12 protein-coding genes, 1 pseudogene, 1 riboswitch and 1 other annotated feature are annotated in these 16,472 nt (G+C 39.1%); of the genes and pseudogenes, 10 read left to right on the top strand and 3 right to left on the bottom strand.

Annotated elements, in window-relative coordinates:
* The first annotated feature begins 118 nt into the window (after window positions 1-118).
* Window positions 119-259, top strand: a riboswitch (cyclic di-AMP (ydaO/yuaA leader).
* A gap of 102 nt (window positions 260-361) precedes the next feature.
* Window positions 362-2,269 carry a potassium transporter KimA gene (gene kimA, locus HPT25_RS17980; RefSeq protein ID WP_173067209.1) on the top strand — a complete coding sequence of 636 codons (1,908 nt, stop codon included), beginning with the start codon at window positions 362-364 and terminating at the stop codon, window positions 2,267-2,269.
* 141 nt (window positions 2,270-2,410) lie between these two features.
* On the opposite strand, the gene HPT25_RS17985 is transcribed toward kimA, so the two are convergent.
* Window positions 2,411-3,715, bottom strand: a complete 1,305-nt coding sequence (locus tag HPT25_RS17985) for an Nramp family divalent metal transporter (RefSeq protein ID WP_173067212.1) — start codon at window positions 3,713-3,715, stop codon at window positions 2,411-2,413.
* A 267-nt stretch (window positions 3,716-3,982) separates the two neighbouring features.
* On the opposite strand from HPT25_RS17985, the pseudogene HPT25_RS28755 reads away from it, so the two are divergent.
* Window positions 3,983-4,184 (top strand): annotated as a pseudogene (locus tag HPT25_RS28755) (hypothetical protein); the annotation flags it as partial.
* A 72-nt stretch (window positions 4,185-4,256) separates the two neighbouring features.
* On the opposite strand, the gene HPT25_RS29090 reads toward HPT25_RS28755, so the two are convergent.
* Window positions 4,257-5,723, bottom strand: a complete 1,467-nt coding sequence (locus tag HPT25_RS29090; RefSeq protein WP_173067215.1) for a TerD family protein — start codon at window positions 5,721-5,723, stop codon at window positions 4,257-4,259.
* Between the two features lie 314 nt (window positions 5,724-6,037).
* On the opposite strand from HPT25_RS29090, the gene HPT25_RS18000 reads away from it, so the two are divergent.
* The 7 genes from HPT25_RS18000 (at window position 6,038) to HPT25_RS18030 (ending at window position 13,321) form a co-directional block, all read left to right on the top strand.
* Window positions 6,038-6,955, top strand: a complete 918-nt coding sequence (locus HPT25_RS18000) for a S66 peptidase family protein (protein WP_173071248.1) — start codon at window positions 6,038-6,040, stop codon at window positions 6,953-6,955.
* A gap of 335 nt (window positions 6,956-7,290) precedes the next feature.
* Window positions 7,291-8,316, top strand: coding sequence for an efflux RND transporter periplasmic adaptor subunit (locus tag HPT25_RS18005; protein ID WP_173067218.1), 1,026 nt, complete (start codon window positions 7,291-7,293; stop codon window positions 8,314-8,316).
* Window positions 8,316-9,026, top strand: a complete 711-nt coding sequence (locus HPT25_RS18010; RefSeq protein WP_217269747.1) for an ABC transporter ATP-binding protein — start codon at window positions 8,316-8,318, stop codon at window positions 9,024-9,026. The genes HPT25_RS18005 and HPT25_RS18010 overlap by 1 nt, the downstream gene beginning before the upstream one ends.
* Window positions 9,004-10,170 (top strand): ABC transporter permease, encoded by a 1,167-nt coding sequence (locus HPT25_RS18015; protein ID WP_173067221.1) that lies wholly within the window; start codon window positions 9,004-9,006, stop codon window positions 10,168-10,170. Before HPT25_RS18010 ends, HPT25_RS18015 begins: the two co-directional genes overlap by 23 nt.
* 92 nt (window positions 10,171-10,262) lie before the next feature.
* Window positions 10,263-10,934, top strand: coding sequence for a response regulator transcription factor (locus tag HPT25_RS18020; RefSeq protein ID WP_173067224.1), 672 nt, complete (start codon window positions 10,263-10,265; stop codon window positions 10,932-10,934).
* Window positions 10,935-10,943: 9 nt separating this feature from the next.
* Entirely contained in the window at window positions 10,944-12,245 is a 1,302-nt protein-coding gene (locus tag HPT25_RS18025) for a sensor histidine kinase (RefSeq protein WP_173067226.1), read from the top strand.
* A gap of 224 nt (window positions 12,246-12,469) precedes the next feature.
* Window positions 12,470-13,321 carry a fatty acid kinase binding subunit FakB gene (locus HPT25_RS18030; RefSeq protein ID WP_173067229.1) on the top strand — a complete coding sequence of 284 codons (852 nt, stop codon included), beginning with the start codon at window positions 12,470-12,472 and terminating at the stop codon, window positions 13,319-13,321.
* Window positions 13,322-13,364: 43 nt separating this feature from the next.
* On the opposite strand, the gene proS is transcribed toward HPT25_RS18030, so the two are convergent.
* Window positions 13,365-14,795, bottom strand: coding sequence for a proline--tRNA ligase (gene proS / locus HPT25_RS18035; RefSeq protein ID WP_173067233.1), 1,431 nt, complete (start codon window positions 14,793-14,795; stop codon window positions 13,365-13,367).
* 84 nt (window positions 14,796-14,879) lie between these two features.
* Window positions 14,880-15,095: a binding site (T-box leader), on the bottom strand.
* A 219-nt stretch (window positions 15,096-15,314) separates the two neighbouring features.
* Between proS and HPT25_RS18040 the strand changes: the two genes are divergently transcribed.
* Window positions 15,315-16,421, top strand: a complete 1,107-nt coding sequence (locus tag HPT25_RS18040; RefSeq protein ID WP_173067236.1) for a glycosyltransferase — start codon at window positions 15,315-15,317, stop codon at window positions 16,419-16,421.
* Window positions 16,422-16,472 lie beyond the last annotated feature (51 nt).

Below are 16,472 nucleotides of genomic sequence, written 5' to 3' on the forward strand. Positions count from 1 at the left end.
TTACAAAAAATTAACAAAAATTATTTACGAAAATAATAGTTTCATATTTTTTAAAAATCTACTTTACAAAATATCAAAGGAAGAATATATTTTAACATTATATAGAATAAAAGTTTGATAACCAAAATCGCTTAATCCATCATGGAGCGGGGGAACCACTTTCGTACAGTTTGTACTTGGGGTGAATCCTATTTTTAGGGCGGGCTACTCTTTGAGTCCGAATCCGACAGCTAACCTCGCAAGCGTTTAGAGAGGGAGGTTTACTTTAATGTGAATGAAGGACACTAGGTAAATCGCTAGGGTTCTTTTTTATTGAAAAAAATCATCGCGGATTCAGCAAAAAAAGAGAGAGGTATTTTCCATGAATCATCCTGGACAATGGATTGAAATTGTATTATTTATCATTGCCATTTTTCTTATTTGGATTTCATTTACAAACTTTGGTCTTGTCAAACGATTTTTAATTGGCCGCCCAATGCGAACGGCGGAGTTGCATTCTCAGCATACCAAACTGCTTTGGTTTATTGCCTTGCCCATTTTGGCTGCGGATTTATATTCTTCTGTCGCCTATGGACCGGAGGCAGGAATCACGGAGCTTGCTCATTTGGGGGTTACAGCCAAATGGTATATCATCCCGATTACCATTTCGACGATTGTCCTGCTGGCTATTTTAATTCTTTCATATATTATGGGAATACTAGCATATCCAAGCGGAGGCGGAGCCTATGCGATTGCTAAAGATAATTTTAAGGCAAGATGGGTTTCATTGATTGCTTCCAGTTCATTGCTGGTCGACTATATTTTAACTGTAGCTGTTTCCGTTTCAGCAGCCATTGAGGCAGTTTCATCAGCTTATCCTGTGGTGGCACCTTATGAAAGTAGTTTAGCCATAGCATGTGTTTTCCTGCTGCTAGTTGTAAACTTGAGGGGAGTAGCTGAATCAGCCAAAGTCTTTGCTTGGCCGACTATTTTCTTTATGGTTTGTATGCTGATCATCATTATGACGGGTATGCTTGATGGGGTTAGGCATGGTTTTGTTCAACAAGCAACACCGCCATTTGGAACGATCCCTAAAGGCATCAGCACATTACTTGTTTTAAAAGCATTCAGTTCGGCATGTTCCGCTCTAACTGGGATCGAAACGATTTCTAATGCTGTGCCTATTTTTCGGGAGCCCCGGCAGAAGAATGCAATTAAGACATACGTTGCGTTAGGAACCATCACATCGATTACACTATTAGGGTTTGCCTATCTCTTATATGTAAAAGGGATTTCACCTTCTCCGGATAATACGATGTTGTCCCAGTTGTCTGGATTATATTTTGGCCATGGCATAATGTATCAAATTATTATTTGGTTTACTTTCATTGTGTTAATTTTAGCAGCGAATTCAACCTTTACTGGCTTTTCGCAGCTTGCTGCCATAGTGGCTGCAGATGGGTACCTTCCAAGGGTATTAACGAATCGTGGTGACCGTTTAGGTTATTCAAATGGGATTATTTCATTGGCAGCCTGTGCAAGCATATTAATTTTAGCTTTTCATGCGCATACAAATGCGTTAATCCCACTTTATGCGATTGGTGTTTTCCTATCTTTTACTGTTGCCCAAATTGGTCTTACAAAACGATGGCTTCGAGTAAAAGGACGTAATTGGAAGGTTAAATTAACAATCAATATAGTTGGGGCCATTATTACGTCCATTGTTGCGGTCATATTTGCCGTAACAAAATTTACCGGTGGAGCTTGGATTGTCCTTGTGGTATTGCCGATCCTGATCATTTTATCCATCACAATCCGGCGCCATTATAATTTTGTAGCGCAGGATCTTCATATTGATTTAGATGAGGTGGTTCCTGAGGCCAAAGAGGTTACGACCATTGTGTTGGTATCTGGGGTTCACCGTGTGGTCAATAATACACTTTCATTTGCTAAAAGTTTAGGTGTTAATCCGATTGCTGTTTATGTAGGCTTTGATGATGAATCCATTCATAAGATGGAGAGGAAATGGGAGGAATGGGGATATCCATGCCGGCTTGTTGTCCTTCGCAGTAAATATCGGTCTGTTCTTGAACCACTAAGCCGGTTTATAAATTTAGTGGAAGAAAAAAGAGGCAAGGAAGGACATATTCACTTAGTTATTCCACAGTTCATTCCGAAAAAAGGCTGGCATCTTTTACTGCATAACCAAACAGCTCTCCAATTGCGGATTTGGTTCTTAAGGCATAAGGATGTTGTCATCACAACTGTTCCATATCATTTGAAAAAATAATTGATCTAACAAAGAAAGCCGAAATTAGCATGAATTTTGCTAACTTCGGCTTTTTTCTTAGCTGATAGGAAAGTATAACTTTCCGGATAGGCATAATGGCACCTACGCCTCTGTCTTTGCTCTGCATTCGGCGAATTTTCTTTATCCTAAAAAGGTTTGTGCAACAAGCCAAATATTCAATCCAAGAATGATGAGGGCAAACAATGATGAGAGGACAGTAGTAATCGGTTTATTTGTCAGTACGCCCATAACATCTTTCTTTTGCGTGAAATAAATCAGCGCAATGATTGGAAATGGGAGAACGACACTTAGGATTACCTGGCTTATAATAAGCGTTTTTGTTGGATCTACACCCATTGCCACAATAATGACCGTCGGCAGCATCGTAACAAGCCTGCGGATCCAAAGCGGGATTGTAAAGCCTACGAAACCTTGCATGATGACTTGCCCTGCCATAGTTCCTACAACAGAACTGGAAATGCCTGATGCCAGTAATGAAATTAAGAACACGCTCGCTGCGGCAGAACCAAGCAACGGTGTAAGCGTGTGATAGGCGGTTGTTAAATCAGCAATATCGTTTTTGCCTGATGCATGAAACACTGATGCTGCCATATACATCATCGCCAGGTTGACAAAACCTGCCAGCATCATGGCGATAAAAATTTCTTTCGTGCTGAATTTTTGAATCTTTATTTTTTCTAAATCATTTCGAGGAACGATCCGATTTTGTGTCAAGCTGGAATGAAGGTAGATCGCGTGCGGCATCACCGTCGCACCTATAACCCCAACAGCCAGCATGATACTTTCGTTATTGCCAAGCCATGGAACAACACTATGGTAAGCAATCATAGTGAAATCGGGCTTTGAAATAATGGTCTCGACAAGGTAGCATAATCCTACAAGGATCGCAAAAGCAGCAATAAATTTCTCTAATGGGCGGAAGCCGTATTTTTCTAACATTAAAATGAGATAGGTAACCACCCCAGTGATAATTGTGGCAAAAAGCATTGGGATCCCTGCGAGCAGGTTTAAAGCAAGTGTCGCACCGAGAAATTCCGCAAGATCTGTCGCCATTGCCGCGAACTCTGAGACAATCCACATGATATACGTAAGCCATTTCGGCATACGTTCCCGGCAAATTTCCGGAAGGCTTTTTCCGGTGGCAATTCCGAGCTTGGCGGACATGTTTTGCAAAAGCATGGCCATGAGATTAGCTAAAACAATAACCCATAGCATTTTATAGCCGAAACGCGCGCCGCTCTGTATGTTGGTAGCAAAATTTCCAGGATCTATATAGGCAATTGATGCAATAAACGCTGGTCCGAGGAATGGAAGTAAAGCTCGAATTCCTTTTACTTTCCCATTAATGGCATCTCTTGCGGCTAAAACAGTTGGATTTTCTGCTGTTGGAGCCTTTTCAACTGCCAGTGAATTCGTGTGGCTCATAAGATACCATCCTTTCTACGCTTGTTTCATAAGCGCAATGATTGTTCGTTAACGAATAAAAGTTTCCTTAGTGCAAATTTATAGTCTTATTATATGATATTTTAATAAATATGTGAACAATTTTGTCCTGATAAACCTTCTAATTTGCAAATTATTTAAAATAAACATAATGATTTGTACAACAAATAATCGTCTTTTACTTGATCTGAAAAATGGATCTGTTATCTCAAAAAAGTCTTTTGTAAGGTTACTTTAGGATAATAGGCGATGGAGGAAGGTGGCAGGCTTGTGAAAAGATATTTTACGATCGAAAAGGCGGTCATTTTGATCAAGGTAAAACTTCGTTGAAAAAAGCATTAACCAATGTAAACACACTGACCGTTTGAAAGAAGAAAAAGAAAGGCAAATCTCAATTGAACTTGGATTTGCACCTGAGGATGAAGAAATTAAAATTTCGGTGGTAGATGTTGCCGCATGGAAAATATACGGGCTTGGAATATCAAAAGCCTCCGTTCCTAGATTAGGAAGGAGGCTTATATTATTAGGCCAAAAACTCAGCAGGATTTAATCCGAGTTCTCGGCAAATGTCGGCCACCATTTGCTGTTCACTTGGGTCAAAATGGCCATCCGCATATCCGATTGCAATGCAATAACGTGCAACGAGACGGGCGATTTCCGGTTTTGTCCGAATCCTGCCAAGAGCACGAAATGCCTCAGCTTTACCCATCATTCGGTCGCTTTCAATTTTGGATATAAATAAGTTGAATTTTTGAATGACTTTATTGGTATCGAATACGCGTAGTTCTTCACTTTGGTTGACGAACTCCATCATTTTCTGGCGCTCGGAGGCATCGAGATAACCGTCAGCCATGGCTACTAATGCACAAGCGGCAACGACTGCGTCCAGAACGTCCTGGCTTTTATAACGGTTAAATATTTCTTGTGCCCTTCTTTTTTGATTATTAGCCCATTCTGCATAATCCGTTTGTGAAGGTGACCACGTACTACCGCAATTATTACATGCAAATTTCAATTGATTTTGTCCGATAAAACCGCCCAGCAATCCAACAGGTCCAAGAATTAACCCGCCAATTGCCGCTTTTCCTAACCCGAACCCTTTTTTGCCTGTCCGGACATTGGAAGAATGACAGCGTGGGCAAATAATTTCATCTCCTCCATAGGTGTTCCTGCTATTATATGGAGCAGGAGAAGTCTGTGACGGATAACCGTAGGCCGGTTGTTGCAAGGAAGAAGAGCCTTGAGGAAAACTTGGTTCCCTGTAAGAACTTTGCCTTTGACTATAAGGGTCAAAAGCTCCATAGTTTTGCTCATATGGATGGGGGTTTTGTTGGATGGATGTCCCCGATGGTCCGGTATTAAACAAATGTTGATTCTGCTGGAAACTGGCTGACATTTGTTGGCTTACCGGTGGATCATCTACAGTGACCCCAAAGTTTCCGCATAGTGCTGACAAGCCCCCTTGAAAACCACTTCCAATGGCATTAAATTTCCATTCACCATTATGGCGGTATAGCTCCGCAGCCACAATGGCAGTTTCCACTGTAAAATCACGTCCCAAATTAAATCGTATTAGTTCATCGTTTGTTTGTTCATTAAATATTCGGACATAAGCATCAGAAATTTGCCCGAAATTTTGCCGTTTAGCTTGGGCATCGTGTATGGTAATCGTAAAAGCAATACGGTGAATAGGTGCTGGAACATTGTTTAAATTAATACGAATTTGCTCACAATCCTGTACACCCGAACCAATGCGGTTATCACCGCTATACACGATCGACCCATTACCTCCAGAAGGATTATTGTAAAAAACGAAATCTAGGTCATTTTGGACTTTTCCTGAAGTACCTAATAAAAAAGCAGAAGCATCCAAATCAAAATTGGAACCTAAATTGCTAATATTCCATCCTAGGCCCACAACCACATGCTGCAGACCTGGATATGATTTAGTTAAATCTACCTTTTGACCTTTGCTTAGTGTTACACCCAACTTCTTCACCCCTCATCTATTTTGTTTTAAATAGTTAAATCCTATTTATGACTGGTAAATCGTTTTATCATTCTATTTAAGCCATCAATATGTATCGTAAAAATTCAAAAATGGCATTTAATAGAAACAAGCATTAAATCTATATACGTTACAAAATTAAAAAGGTTTCACGTTCAAACAGAAGAAGATCCTTTAAAAAATAAACACTCAATAGAGTAATATAACGGACAGATTTAAAGTAATTTTTATAAAGATTTGATCTCCTAAAGGCGATCAAATATGAATAGGTCTAAAAAGGGGATGGAACTGTGAAAATAGTAAAGCCAAATCGTCTTCAGAAAGGTGATACGGTCGGTGTTATTGCGCCTGCCAGCCCTCCCGACAAAGAAAACCTTGAAAGAGGGATTCGGTTTTTAACTGAATTGGGTTTGAATGTAAAAATAGGTAAATATATAGGGGGAAAACTTGGCTATTTAGCAGGAGAGGATCAGGAAAGGCTGGAAGATTTCCATGAGATGTTTTTAGACAAAGAAATAAAGGCCATCTTTTGTGCTTGCGGTGGCTACGGAACCGGAAGGATCGCAGCCAGTATCGATTATCAAATCGTTAGAAACAATCCTAAAATATTCTGGGGTTACAGTGATATTACATTTTTACATACCGCTATACGTCAACAAACAGGACTAGTAACTTTCCATGGCCCAATGCTCGGTTCTGATATTGGGAAAGAGGATACACACCCAATGTCAAAAGAGGGGTTTCGACAATTGTTTCATCAAATGAACTTTACTTACACGGAGCAGAACTCGCAACTTGACGTGCTAATAGAGGGTAGGGCAACTGGCGACATTATTGGTGGGAATTTGTCGCTATTAATAAGTACGCTTGGAACCAAATTTGAAATACAAACAAAAAACAGAATCTTATTCATAGAAGATATTCATGAAGAGCCCCGTTCAGTTGATAGGATGCTTAACCAGCTTTATATGTCTGGTAAACTGGAAGATTCCAATGGAATGGTGATTGGTGACTTCTGTGAATGCAGCCCGAAACGTGAGCCATCCTTATCCATTGATGATGTCATCAGCCATTATGTTTCATTAGCTAACAAACCAGCTTTAAAAGGATTTCAAATCGGTCATTGTAATCCAAATATTGCAATACCTTTCGGGGTAAGAGCGGAACTCAATACATTTGAAAAAAAATTAACGGTTGACAGCGGGGTAATATAAGAGAAATTAGCGATGCTTTTTCAAGTACGATTTAATAGAAAATGGGAGAGAAAAGGGTCGGAAAATGGATAACGCAAACATAGAAAGCATGCTGAGGTTTTACCGTTTTTCAGCATGCTTTCCTATTTAATTAAGAGAATGATAGGATAACTGTTTTTTCAAAGTCCATACGATCTGAACGACAAATTGTGTGACGTTTTTATGAAATCTCTATTAATCTTCATAAAGTGAGTTTCAAACGAACTATTTTTTAAGGGAAAGTTAAGGAAGGAAGATAATAATAGGCTTGTGCCAAATACTAAATAAAATCCCACGGATCAAAGGAGTAAGAATACATGAAAAAGTGGATTATTATTGTTATTGTTGTCTTAATCGTCGGATTTGCCGGTTATAAATGGTTTGGTGCAAAAACGACAAATGCACAGCAAGTAACAACTCAGGTTCGAACTGCAGTTGTTCAAAAAGGAAAATTTCAAGTCAGCGTCAGTGGCTCCGGTACAGTTCAGCCCGTAACCACAGAAGATATTAAATCAGCAATAAATAACAATCAAATTGATCAGGTACTCGTTTCAGCAGGCCAATCAGTCAAAAAGGGTGATGTATTGATTACATTCACTGATGGAAGTGATCCGATTACAGCTCCAGCAGATGGGACGATTACTGCTGTTAATGTTCAGGCTGGTGAACGGGTTCAAATAGCTCAAGCGGTAGCTCACCTAACGAATTACAACGATTTGCAAACCGTTGCTTCAATTGATGAGTTGGATATTCCAAAGGTAAAAGTGGGACAAACTGCTACGATTAAAGTAAATGCTCTTCCTGATCAAACCTTTACTGGTGCAGTGACTGCCATTGCTAATGAAGGAACATCTACCAATGGAGTTTCAACATTTGATGTAACGGTGCACATTAACAATCCAACAGGGTTGAAGGTAGGTATGAGCACAGAGGCGAGTATATTAACAGCAAACAAGGATAATGCTCTATTTGTTCCAGTAGATGCCATCCATTCCATGAATGGCAAGAAGTTCGTAATATTGGCAGATCAAAACCAAAATAACCAAAATAGCCAAAGCAATAACCAGGGGAATCCATGGTCAAGCTCACGTGTTATGGTTCAAACCGGATTGGCAAATGATGACTATGTTGAAATTACACAAGGCTTAAGCGAAGGTCAGACTGTTCGATTGCCAAACCTTGTCATTAATAGTAATTCCGCGAATTCTAGATTATCGCAGGGTGGTTTTGGCTTTGGCGGAATGGGTATGGGCGGAATGAACCGTCAATACCGAAATGGAGGTAATGGAGGTGGAAACAGTCAATCTGGCGGCAAAGCTGCTAGTGGAAGGAGTGGTAACTGATGAGCACACCAATTATTCAAATCAAGGACATGATGAAATCCTATAAATTAGGTGGAGAAACGGTTCATGCTTTAAATAATGTTTCCCTTGAAATAAATAAAGGAGATTTTCTGGCTATAATTGGACCATCTGGCTCAGGAAAATCTACCTTAATGAATATGATTGGTTGTCTGGATCACCCTGATTCAGGAGAATATCTTCTCGACGGTAAAGAGATCGGGAAAATGAATGATAATCAGCTTGCTGCCATTCGTAATCAAAAAATCGGGTTTATTTTTCAAAACTTTAATCTGTTAACGAAACTCACAGCGTTGGAAAATGTGGAGCTTCCTCTTTTATATGCTGGTGTTTCAGCTAAAGTCCGGCGTGAGCAGGCCATGGAATCATTAAAAAAAGTAGGATTGGCAGATCGTTCCGGGCATCTGCCAACCCAGCTTTCTGGTGGCCAGCAGCAGAGGGTTGCCATTGCAAGAGCACTGGCGGGTAATCCTTCTATTTTACTTGCGGATGAGCCAACTGGTGCTCTTGACAGCAAAACGAGTAAGGAAATAATGGAAATCATGCAAGGATTGAATGAAGTAGGAAATACGATTATTTTAATCACCCATGACTTAAATATTGCCCAGCAGGCAAAAAGAATGGTGAGCATCCAGGATGGTAAGCTTCAGGAAAATGGGGGTGAGCTGATTGGGCATTTTGCAATCCATTAAAATGGCGTTTCGCAGTATAAGAAGCAATAAGCTCCGGTCTGCTCTTACAATGCTTGGAATTATCATTGGTGTTTCTTCTGTCATTGTTCTTGTTTCAATGGCGCAAGGTTCAACAGCCAGTGTGACTAATCAAATCAATCAACTAGGAACGAACCTTTTGACCGTCAATACATTTGGAACAGATTTAGCACTGACACAGGATAAAATTGACCAATTGTCCAAATTAAGCGGTGTGAAGTCAGTGGCTCCCGTTGTGTCAGGACGCGTTACCGTTAAAGAAGAACGTACATCGTCACAGGAATCATTAATGGCTACAAATCCTGATTATTCAACGGTCCGCAATGTAAATGTCAGTGAGGGGCGTTTTATTACGGATCTTGATATCGAATATCGACAAAAAATTGCAGTTCTCGGTTCCAATACGGCTTCTACATTATTTGGAACAAATGATCCAGTGGGACAGTATATTGAAGTGAATGGAACATCTTTTAAAGTAGTGGGTGTATTGGCATCTAAAGGAAGCTCTCTCGGATCAAGCGGTGACGATGTAGTAATTGTTCCGCTCAGCACAGGGGAACGCCTTTTAAAGCAAACCGATATTAACCAAGTCTACCTCGAAGGAAAAAGTGAGAATCAATTGGACTATGTCCAGGCTGAAATAGAAGCAAAATTGGCGTCCATGTTCCCTAATAAATCCGATTCCTATACAGTTAGCAATCAGCAGGATCTAATGAATACCATGAGTTCAGTCACACAATCCATGACATTAATGCTAGGTGGAATTGCTGGTATTTCCTTGCTTGTTGGCGGCATTGGCATTATGAATATTATGCTTGTGTCAGTTTCGGAGCGGACGAAAGAAATTGGAATTAGGAAGGCAATTGGTGCTAAGAGACGTGACGTGCTGCTGCAATTTTTAATAGAAGCAGCGGTTTTAAGCTCAATGGGAGGAATCATTGGTATCCTTTTAGGGCTAGGTATTGGAAAAATATTATCTTCTGCTTTTAGTATGACGTTATCTTATTCATCTTCGGTCATGATCATGGCATTTTTGTTCTCTGTAGCCGTTGGAGTGATATTTGGTGTATTCCCTGCGAATAAGGCATCTAAATTGAATCCAATTCAGGCGCTAAGATATGAATAAACCCAGAAACAAAGCGATCGTTAACTTTAGCGGCCGCTTTGTTTGCTATATAATGAGAAATAGATTGTATTTGGTAAAAAGGAGAGAAACAAATGCGTTTATTGGTTGTGGAGGATAATCTGGCATTACTGGATTCAATAGTTCAGTTATTATCTGATGAGTTTGAGGTGGATCAAGCGTCAAATGGAGAAGATGCATTATTTTTGGCCAGACAAAATATACATGATGCTATTGTTTTGGATGTCATGATACCGGAAATTGACGGTTTTGAAGTATTGAAAATAATCCGTAATGAAGGGTTAAAAACACCTGTTCTATTCCTAACCGCAAAGGATTCTTTAGAGGATCGTGTAAAAGGATTAGACAGCGGAGGCGATGATTATTTAGTAAAACCGTTTCAAGCTGCAGAATTGAAGGCGAGAATTCGGGCGTTGTTGCGCAGGAGCGGAAGCTTAACCACCAATCAAACCATTCAATATCGCGGTATAGAACTGGTTGGAAAAGAACGCGATATATTAGTCAATGAGAATCCCGTGAAGATGACCTCAAAACAGTACGAACTGTTGGAATATTTAATTCAAAATAAAGGGGCCATCTTAACAAAAGAACAGATTTATGACCGGGTATGGGGGTTTGATTCTGATACAACCATTGCAATCGTGGAGGTTTTTATGCATCATCTTCGGAAAAAACTGGAGCCATATGGATATCACAGCGATATCAAGACTATTCGCGGTGTTGGGTATATGCTGGATGAAGAGTAGGAGAGGCAGATGTTTCGTCAAACACATATTAAGCTGACATTTTTAAATTCATTAGTTTTTATTGTTTTAATCAGCATATTAGGGTGGATAATCTATTTTTACACCGAACATCAGCTTTATCGAGATGTAAACCAATCCTTAATGGATTCTGTCAATCATATCCAGAATCCTGATCAAAGTCCTGAAAACGGAGGACCTGAGGACAGTACAAAAGTTAAAACAAAAAACAGTTCGAGCACAGGAAATGATTTTGGTCCCAGATTTATTCGCAGAGATCCAAGGATTATGACATTGTTATGGGATGATAAAAATCATCTGTTAATTCAGCCGAATCGCGACTTACAGTTATTCAGTGACAATGAAAAGAAAATTCAGCCGAAAAAAATGAATGCTCTTCAAGATGTCGATATTGAAAACTATACATTTCGCTATATTGCTTTTAAAGTGTATATACCTGATATTGGGAAAATTACAGTTCAGGTAGTTCGCAACATCGATTCAGAAAAAGAGTTGTTAAACCGATTACTACTAATTATGATCATCGGCTGTGTAATCGGGATCATTTGTGCGGTCGCCTCTGGTTTTTTCCTGGCACGAAGGGCATTGGTTCCTATTAAAAATTCTTGGCAAAAGCAGCAGCAGTTTGTGTCTGACGCTTCGCATGAATTAAGGACCCCGCTTGCAGTTATTCAGGCAAAAACCGACTTGCTTTTCCGGGCCCCAACGGCCACGATTCAAGAAAAAATAATGGATATTTCGACGATATCAACCGAATCCAGAAGGTTATCAAAATTAGTGGCTAATCTCTTAACATTAGCAAGATCAGACTCCGATCAAATTGAAGTGAAAAAGCAGCCTTTTCAATTAGATGAACTATTAATGGAAATTATCCAGCATTATGAAGAAATTGTGTCGTACCAAGGTAAATCTTTGCGTTTAGAATCGCCAGAACCTGTTAAATTCTTTGCCGATAAAGAAAGAATTCATCAACTTATTGTGATTTTACTTGATAATGCCATGAAATATACCAATGAAGGTGGAGAAATTCTGCTTTCCTGTCTTCAAACACATTCCTCAATTATCCTGAGGGTAAAGGATAATGGGGTTGGTATTCGCGAAGAGGATATACCCAAAATCTTTGACCGCTTTTTCCAAAGTGATAAATCTCGCACATCTACGGAAGGTACGGGCCTTGGTTTGTCCATTGCAAAATGGATTATTGAGAAGCACCATGGGAAAACGAAGGTGGATAGTAAATTAGGGGTAGGAACGACGATTGAAATGATTTTTCCAAGGATACAAAAAAGTTAGTTTTTTAGTGTTACGAGACACATGGCAGTATAAACTTGCAGTCATGAAACAGCAGAATGATTGAGTTCATTTTGCTGTTTTTTGTATACGCATCTTGAGTTTGATATGAAAAAATGTCAAATTATTTGCTTGAACATGACAAATATAACTAGTACTATTAGATCATCTTTTGTATCGTTTACATAGTTCTATTTTTAGCATATTGCACAAAGGAAGAGGATTTCATGAACAAGGCAAAAATTGCATGGATTACTGATTCGACGGCATCTTTAAATCCGGAATTTATAAAGAAGCACGACATACATGTCATTCCCCTACATGTAGTGATCAACGATAAATTCTACAAAGAAACAATAGATATTACCGAAAAAGAATTTTATGAGAGAATGAAAGAGGAAGAGGGGACATTTCAAACCTCGCAAACCGCTATTTCCGATTTTGTGGACCTTTACACAGAATTGAAAAGGGATTATGACTTTGGTATCGCCATCCATGCATCAAGCAAGTTAACGGGTACTTATCAATCATCTGTTATGGCTGCAGAAATGGCAGGATTTAAATTGTATGCGATTGATTCACAAACAGGATCTTTCCCACTTTCGGTTTTAATAGAAAATGCGATCGATTTAATAGAACATGGCGTTGAACCAAGTGAAGTGGTCAACAAAATCCAATCACTGCGCGAACATACGAGACTTTATTTGGTACCATCCAATTTGGACCAACTTCATAAAAGCGGAAGGGCTTCAGGCAGCCAAAAACTTTTAGCTTCTTTATTTAATATCAAGCCGATTTTATCGATTGAAGATGGCGGGGCAGCGGTAATAAAAGATAAAGTCCGGACGGAAAAGAAAGCCTTTACCTGGCTGATTAATCAACTGGCTGCTGATATGCAGACAAAACAAATCAGAAAAGCGGCGATCGTGCATGCAAACGATCCCCAAAAGGCTGCCATCCTAGAGAAATTGATTCAAGATACATTTCCAAATTTAAAAACAGAAAAATTAATGCTAATCACGGTTGCTGGTGTACACACCGGGGTTGGGACAATGGGTCTCTCGTGGGTTGGTGAATAAATGAAAAAGGCACTTTTCAAATGAAGTGCCTTTTTCATATTAGTTAATAAGCTTTTGCCCAGTAAACCATTTGCTTAGCTTCTTTTCCACAGCAAACACATTTATCTGATAGTTGTTCCTGCTCAAATGGAATACATCTTGAAGTGGCAGTTGTGTCTTCTTTGATTTTTTCCTCACACGCTAATTCTCCACACCACATAGCTTTAATAAATCCTGGTTTTGATTCAAGGGTTTCTTTTAATTCAGGTAATGTTAAGGCTACTGATGTTCTTTCTTCCCGATGATTTAATGCTTTGTTATATAAATTGGCTTGAATGTCATCGAGTAATTCAACTAGCTTTGTCTCCAATTGATCCATTGGTACAACAACTTTCTCCAATGTATCTCTTCTAACAAGGACAACTTGTTTATTTTCGATATCCTTCGGCCCAACTTCCAGGCGGACAGGTATACCTTTCATTTCATATTCATTGAATTTCCAGCCTGGCTTTTTATCGCTGGCATCGATATCAACACGGGCAACACGTGATAATGACTGTTTTAAGTCATAAGAAAAATCAAGTACGCCTTCTTTATGCTGTGCAATTGGCACAATCATGACTTGAGTTGGTGCTGCCTTTGGAGGGATGACTAAACCGCGATCGTCGCCGTGTACCATGATTAACGCACCGATGATTCTTGTAGTAAAGCCCCATGATGTTTGGTGGACGTACTGCAGTTTACCCTCTTGATCTGTATATTGAATGCCGAATGCTTCAGCAAAGCCAGTGCCAAAGTGGTGTGAAGTGCCTGACTGCAATGCTTTTCCATCATGCATTAAGCTCTCAATTGTAAAGGTTGCTTTCGCACCTGCGAATTTTTCCTTTTCTGTTTTCTGACCCTTCACTACTGGAATAGCTAGGATCTCTTCACAGATGGAAGCATAAACATTAAGCATTTTTATGGTTTCTTCCATTGCATCTTCATCTGTAGCATGTGCTGTATGCCCTTCCTGCCATAAAAACTCCAATGTTCTTAAGAATGGTCGAGTCGTTTTTTCCCATCTAACCACGTTAGCCCATTGGTTATAAAGCTTTGGCAGATCCCTGTAAGAATGGATAATATTCTTATAGTGCTCACAGAAAAGCACTTCCGAAGTTGGCCGAACTACTAATCTTTCCGTTAATTCTTCCGATCCTCCATGAGTGACCCAAGCCACTTCAGGTGCAAAGCCTTCGACATGATCCTTTTCTTTTTGCAGCAGGCTTTCAGGTATAAACAAAGGCATATAGACATTTTCATGTCCAGTTTCTTTAATGCGGCGGTCTAATTCATTTTTTATATTATCCCATAGAGCATAACCATAGGGGCGAATAATCATTGATCCGCGAACACTAGAATAATCAATTAAATCTGCTTTTGTCACAACATCTGTATACCATTGGGCGAAATCCTCATCCATGGCAGTGACATCTTTAACAAATTCCTTAGCCATTTTGACACCTCATTATTTTTTAAAAAATTACGCCTTGTTATAAGCGCTTTTTGCTTATAAATATAAAAAGGCCTTGATCCTCAAAAAAGGGACCAAGGCCTGGCGGTACCACCCTAAATTTATAAAGCCAATGCTTTATACTCTCAACATGATAACGGAACGAATCCGCATGTATCTTCAATCCATCCGATACAGAACTCAGAGGCAGGTTCAAATGTTTGTCTTAAGAAACCTCACACCAAATGGTTTCCTCTCTTTGTAAGACGATTTCACTTTACTAATCCTCGTCATCGCTTCAATGTGTTTTTGAAAATTATATATTCCCTTTACGAAAAAGTCAAATTAAAAGTGGAATATTTTACTTTTAATCACAAAATACCTGCTAAACTTACTTTTTCTTTTTATTTATTCTGACAACTAGGTGAACTTTCTGTCATTTTTAAATAAGAAAATCTATATTAATAGTAGGGACAATAAGATTTTTAGAACACCAACCTAATTTAAAGGGGAAATTATTATATGAGCAAATGTGCAATAATAATACCCGCCCTGAATCCATCAAAGAGCTTGGTTGATTATGTTCAGCTATTACTAGCTAAAGGCATTCCGCAGGTTATTGTCGTAAATGATGGAAGCAAAGAGGAATTAGAAAGTATTTTTAATGAATTAAACATGTTTGATGGCTGCACGGTTCTTACCCATGAAACGAATAAAGGAAAAGGCAGAGCATTAAAAACTGCTTTTCAATATTTTTTACAAATGCATCATGATTTGGATGGAGTGGTAACAGCAGATGCGGACGGGCAGCATTCCATTCCGGATGTAATTAAAATAGCCGCGATGCTGGGGAATGACAGGGAAGAAATGATTTTAGGTGTCAGAGATTTTAGTATGTCGAATGTCCCAGTCCGAAGCCTGATTGGGAATAGGATCACCAGTTATATCTTTCAACTCTTTTACGGGGGGAAATTAGAAGATACTCAGACAGGATTGCGTGGAATTCCTAAAGCCATACTGTCTCCCTTAATCGCGTTAAAAGGAGAGAGGTATGAATACGAAATGAATATGCTGATCTTTGCACGAAAAAAAAATATTATGATCAGCAAAACTTCGATTCAAACTCTATATTTTAATAACAATGCTGATTCCCATTACAGCTCGTTAATCGATTCCCTTCGTGTATTTTTTAAACTTATTTCCGGATTGCTGCGTTATTCAATGTCAACCATCGCATCAGGGATCATTGATATCTTGAGTTTTTTGCTGTTAATCAGTGTCCTTCTAAAGAATCTTCCATTAGGGATTCGTGTGTTATTAGCAACTTTTGGAGCCCGTGTATTGTCTTCATCCTGTAATTTTTATATGAATCGTAAAATTGTTTTCGCAAGCAGCAACAATCTAAAAAAAGCATTTGTAAAATATTATATTTTATTTTTTGCGCTCATCGCAGCCTCTTATCTTCTCGTTATTTCTGCTAATCTATTTCTGAACCTTGACGTGGTTTTGTCCAAAATTTGTATCGACACTGTACTAGGGATCCTAAGCTATCAAATTCAGCTCCATTGGGTATTTAAAAGTGATAAAAGAAAAATCAATAAAATTGCAGGCGAAAACCATGACCTTTAATTTTTATGGTCCATTTTTTAAGTGGAGTAGATGTTTAGTTCAATTCATCTA

Source organism: Neobacillus endophyticus, assembly GCF_013248975.1.
Lineage (GTDB): Bacteria > Bacillota > Bacilli > Bacillales > Cytobacillaceae > Neobacillus > Neobacillus endophyticus.

What these genes read in the sequence shown, in the direction of transcription:
- HPT25_RS18030 (WP_173067229.1), top strand. Translation starts at nt 12,470, where the DNA reads ATGAACAAGGCAAAAATTGCATGGATTACTGATTCGACGGCATCTTTA.
- HPT25_RS18025 (WP_173067226.1), top strand. Translation starts at nt 10,944, where the DNA reads ATGTTTCGTCAAACACATATTAAGCTGACATTTTTAAATTCATTAGTT.
- HPT25_RS17985 (WP_173067212.1), bottom strand. Translation starts at nt 3,715, where the DNA reads ATGAGCCACACGAATTCACTGGCAGTTGAAAAGGCTCCAACAGCAGAA.
- HPT25_RS18005 (WP_173067218.1), top strand. Translation starts at nt 7,291, where the DNA reads ATGAAAAAGTGGATTATTATTGTTATTGTTGTCTTAATCGTCGGATTT.
- HPT25_RS18010 (WP_217269747.1), top strand. Translation starts at nt 8,316, where the DNA reads ATGAGCACACCAATTATTCAAATCAAGGACATGATGAAATCCTATAAA.
- kimA (WP_173067209.1), top strand. Translation starts at nt 362, where the DNA reads ATGAATCATCCTGGACAATGGATTGAAATTGTATTATTTATCATTGCC.
- HPT25_RS18020 (WP_173067224.1), top strand. Translation starts at nt 10,263, where the DNA reads ATGCGTTTATTGGTTGTGGAGGATAATCTGGCATTACTGGATTCAATA.
- HPT25_RS18040 (WP_173067236.1), top strand. Translation starts at nt 15,315, where the DNA reads ATGAGCAAATGTGCAATAATAATACCCGCCCTGAATCCATCAAAGAGC.
- proS (WP_173067233.1), bottom strand. Translation starts at nt 14,795, where the DNA reads ATGGCTAAGGAATTTGTTAAAGATGTCACTGCCATGGATGAGGATTTC.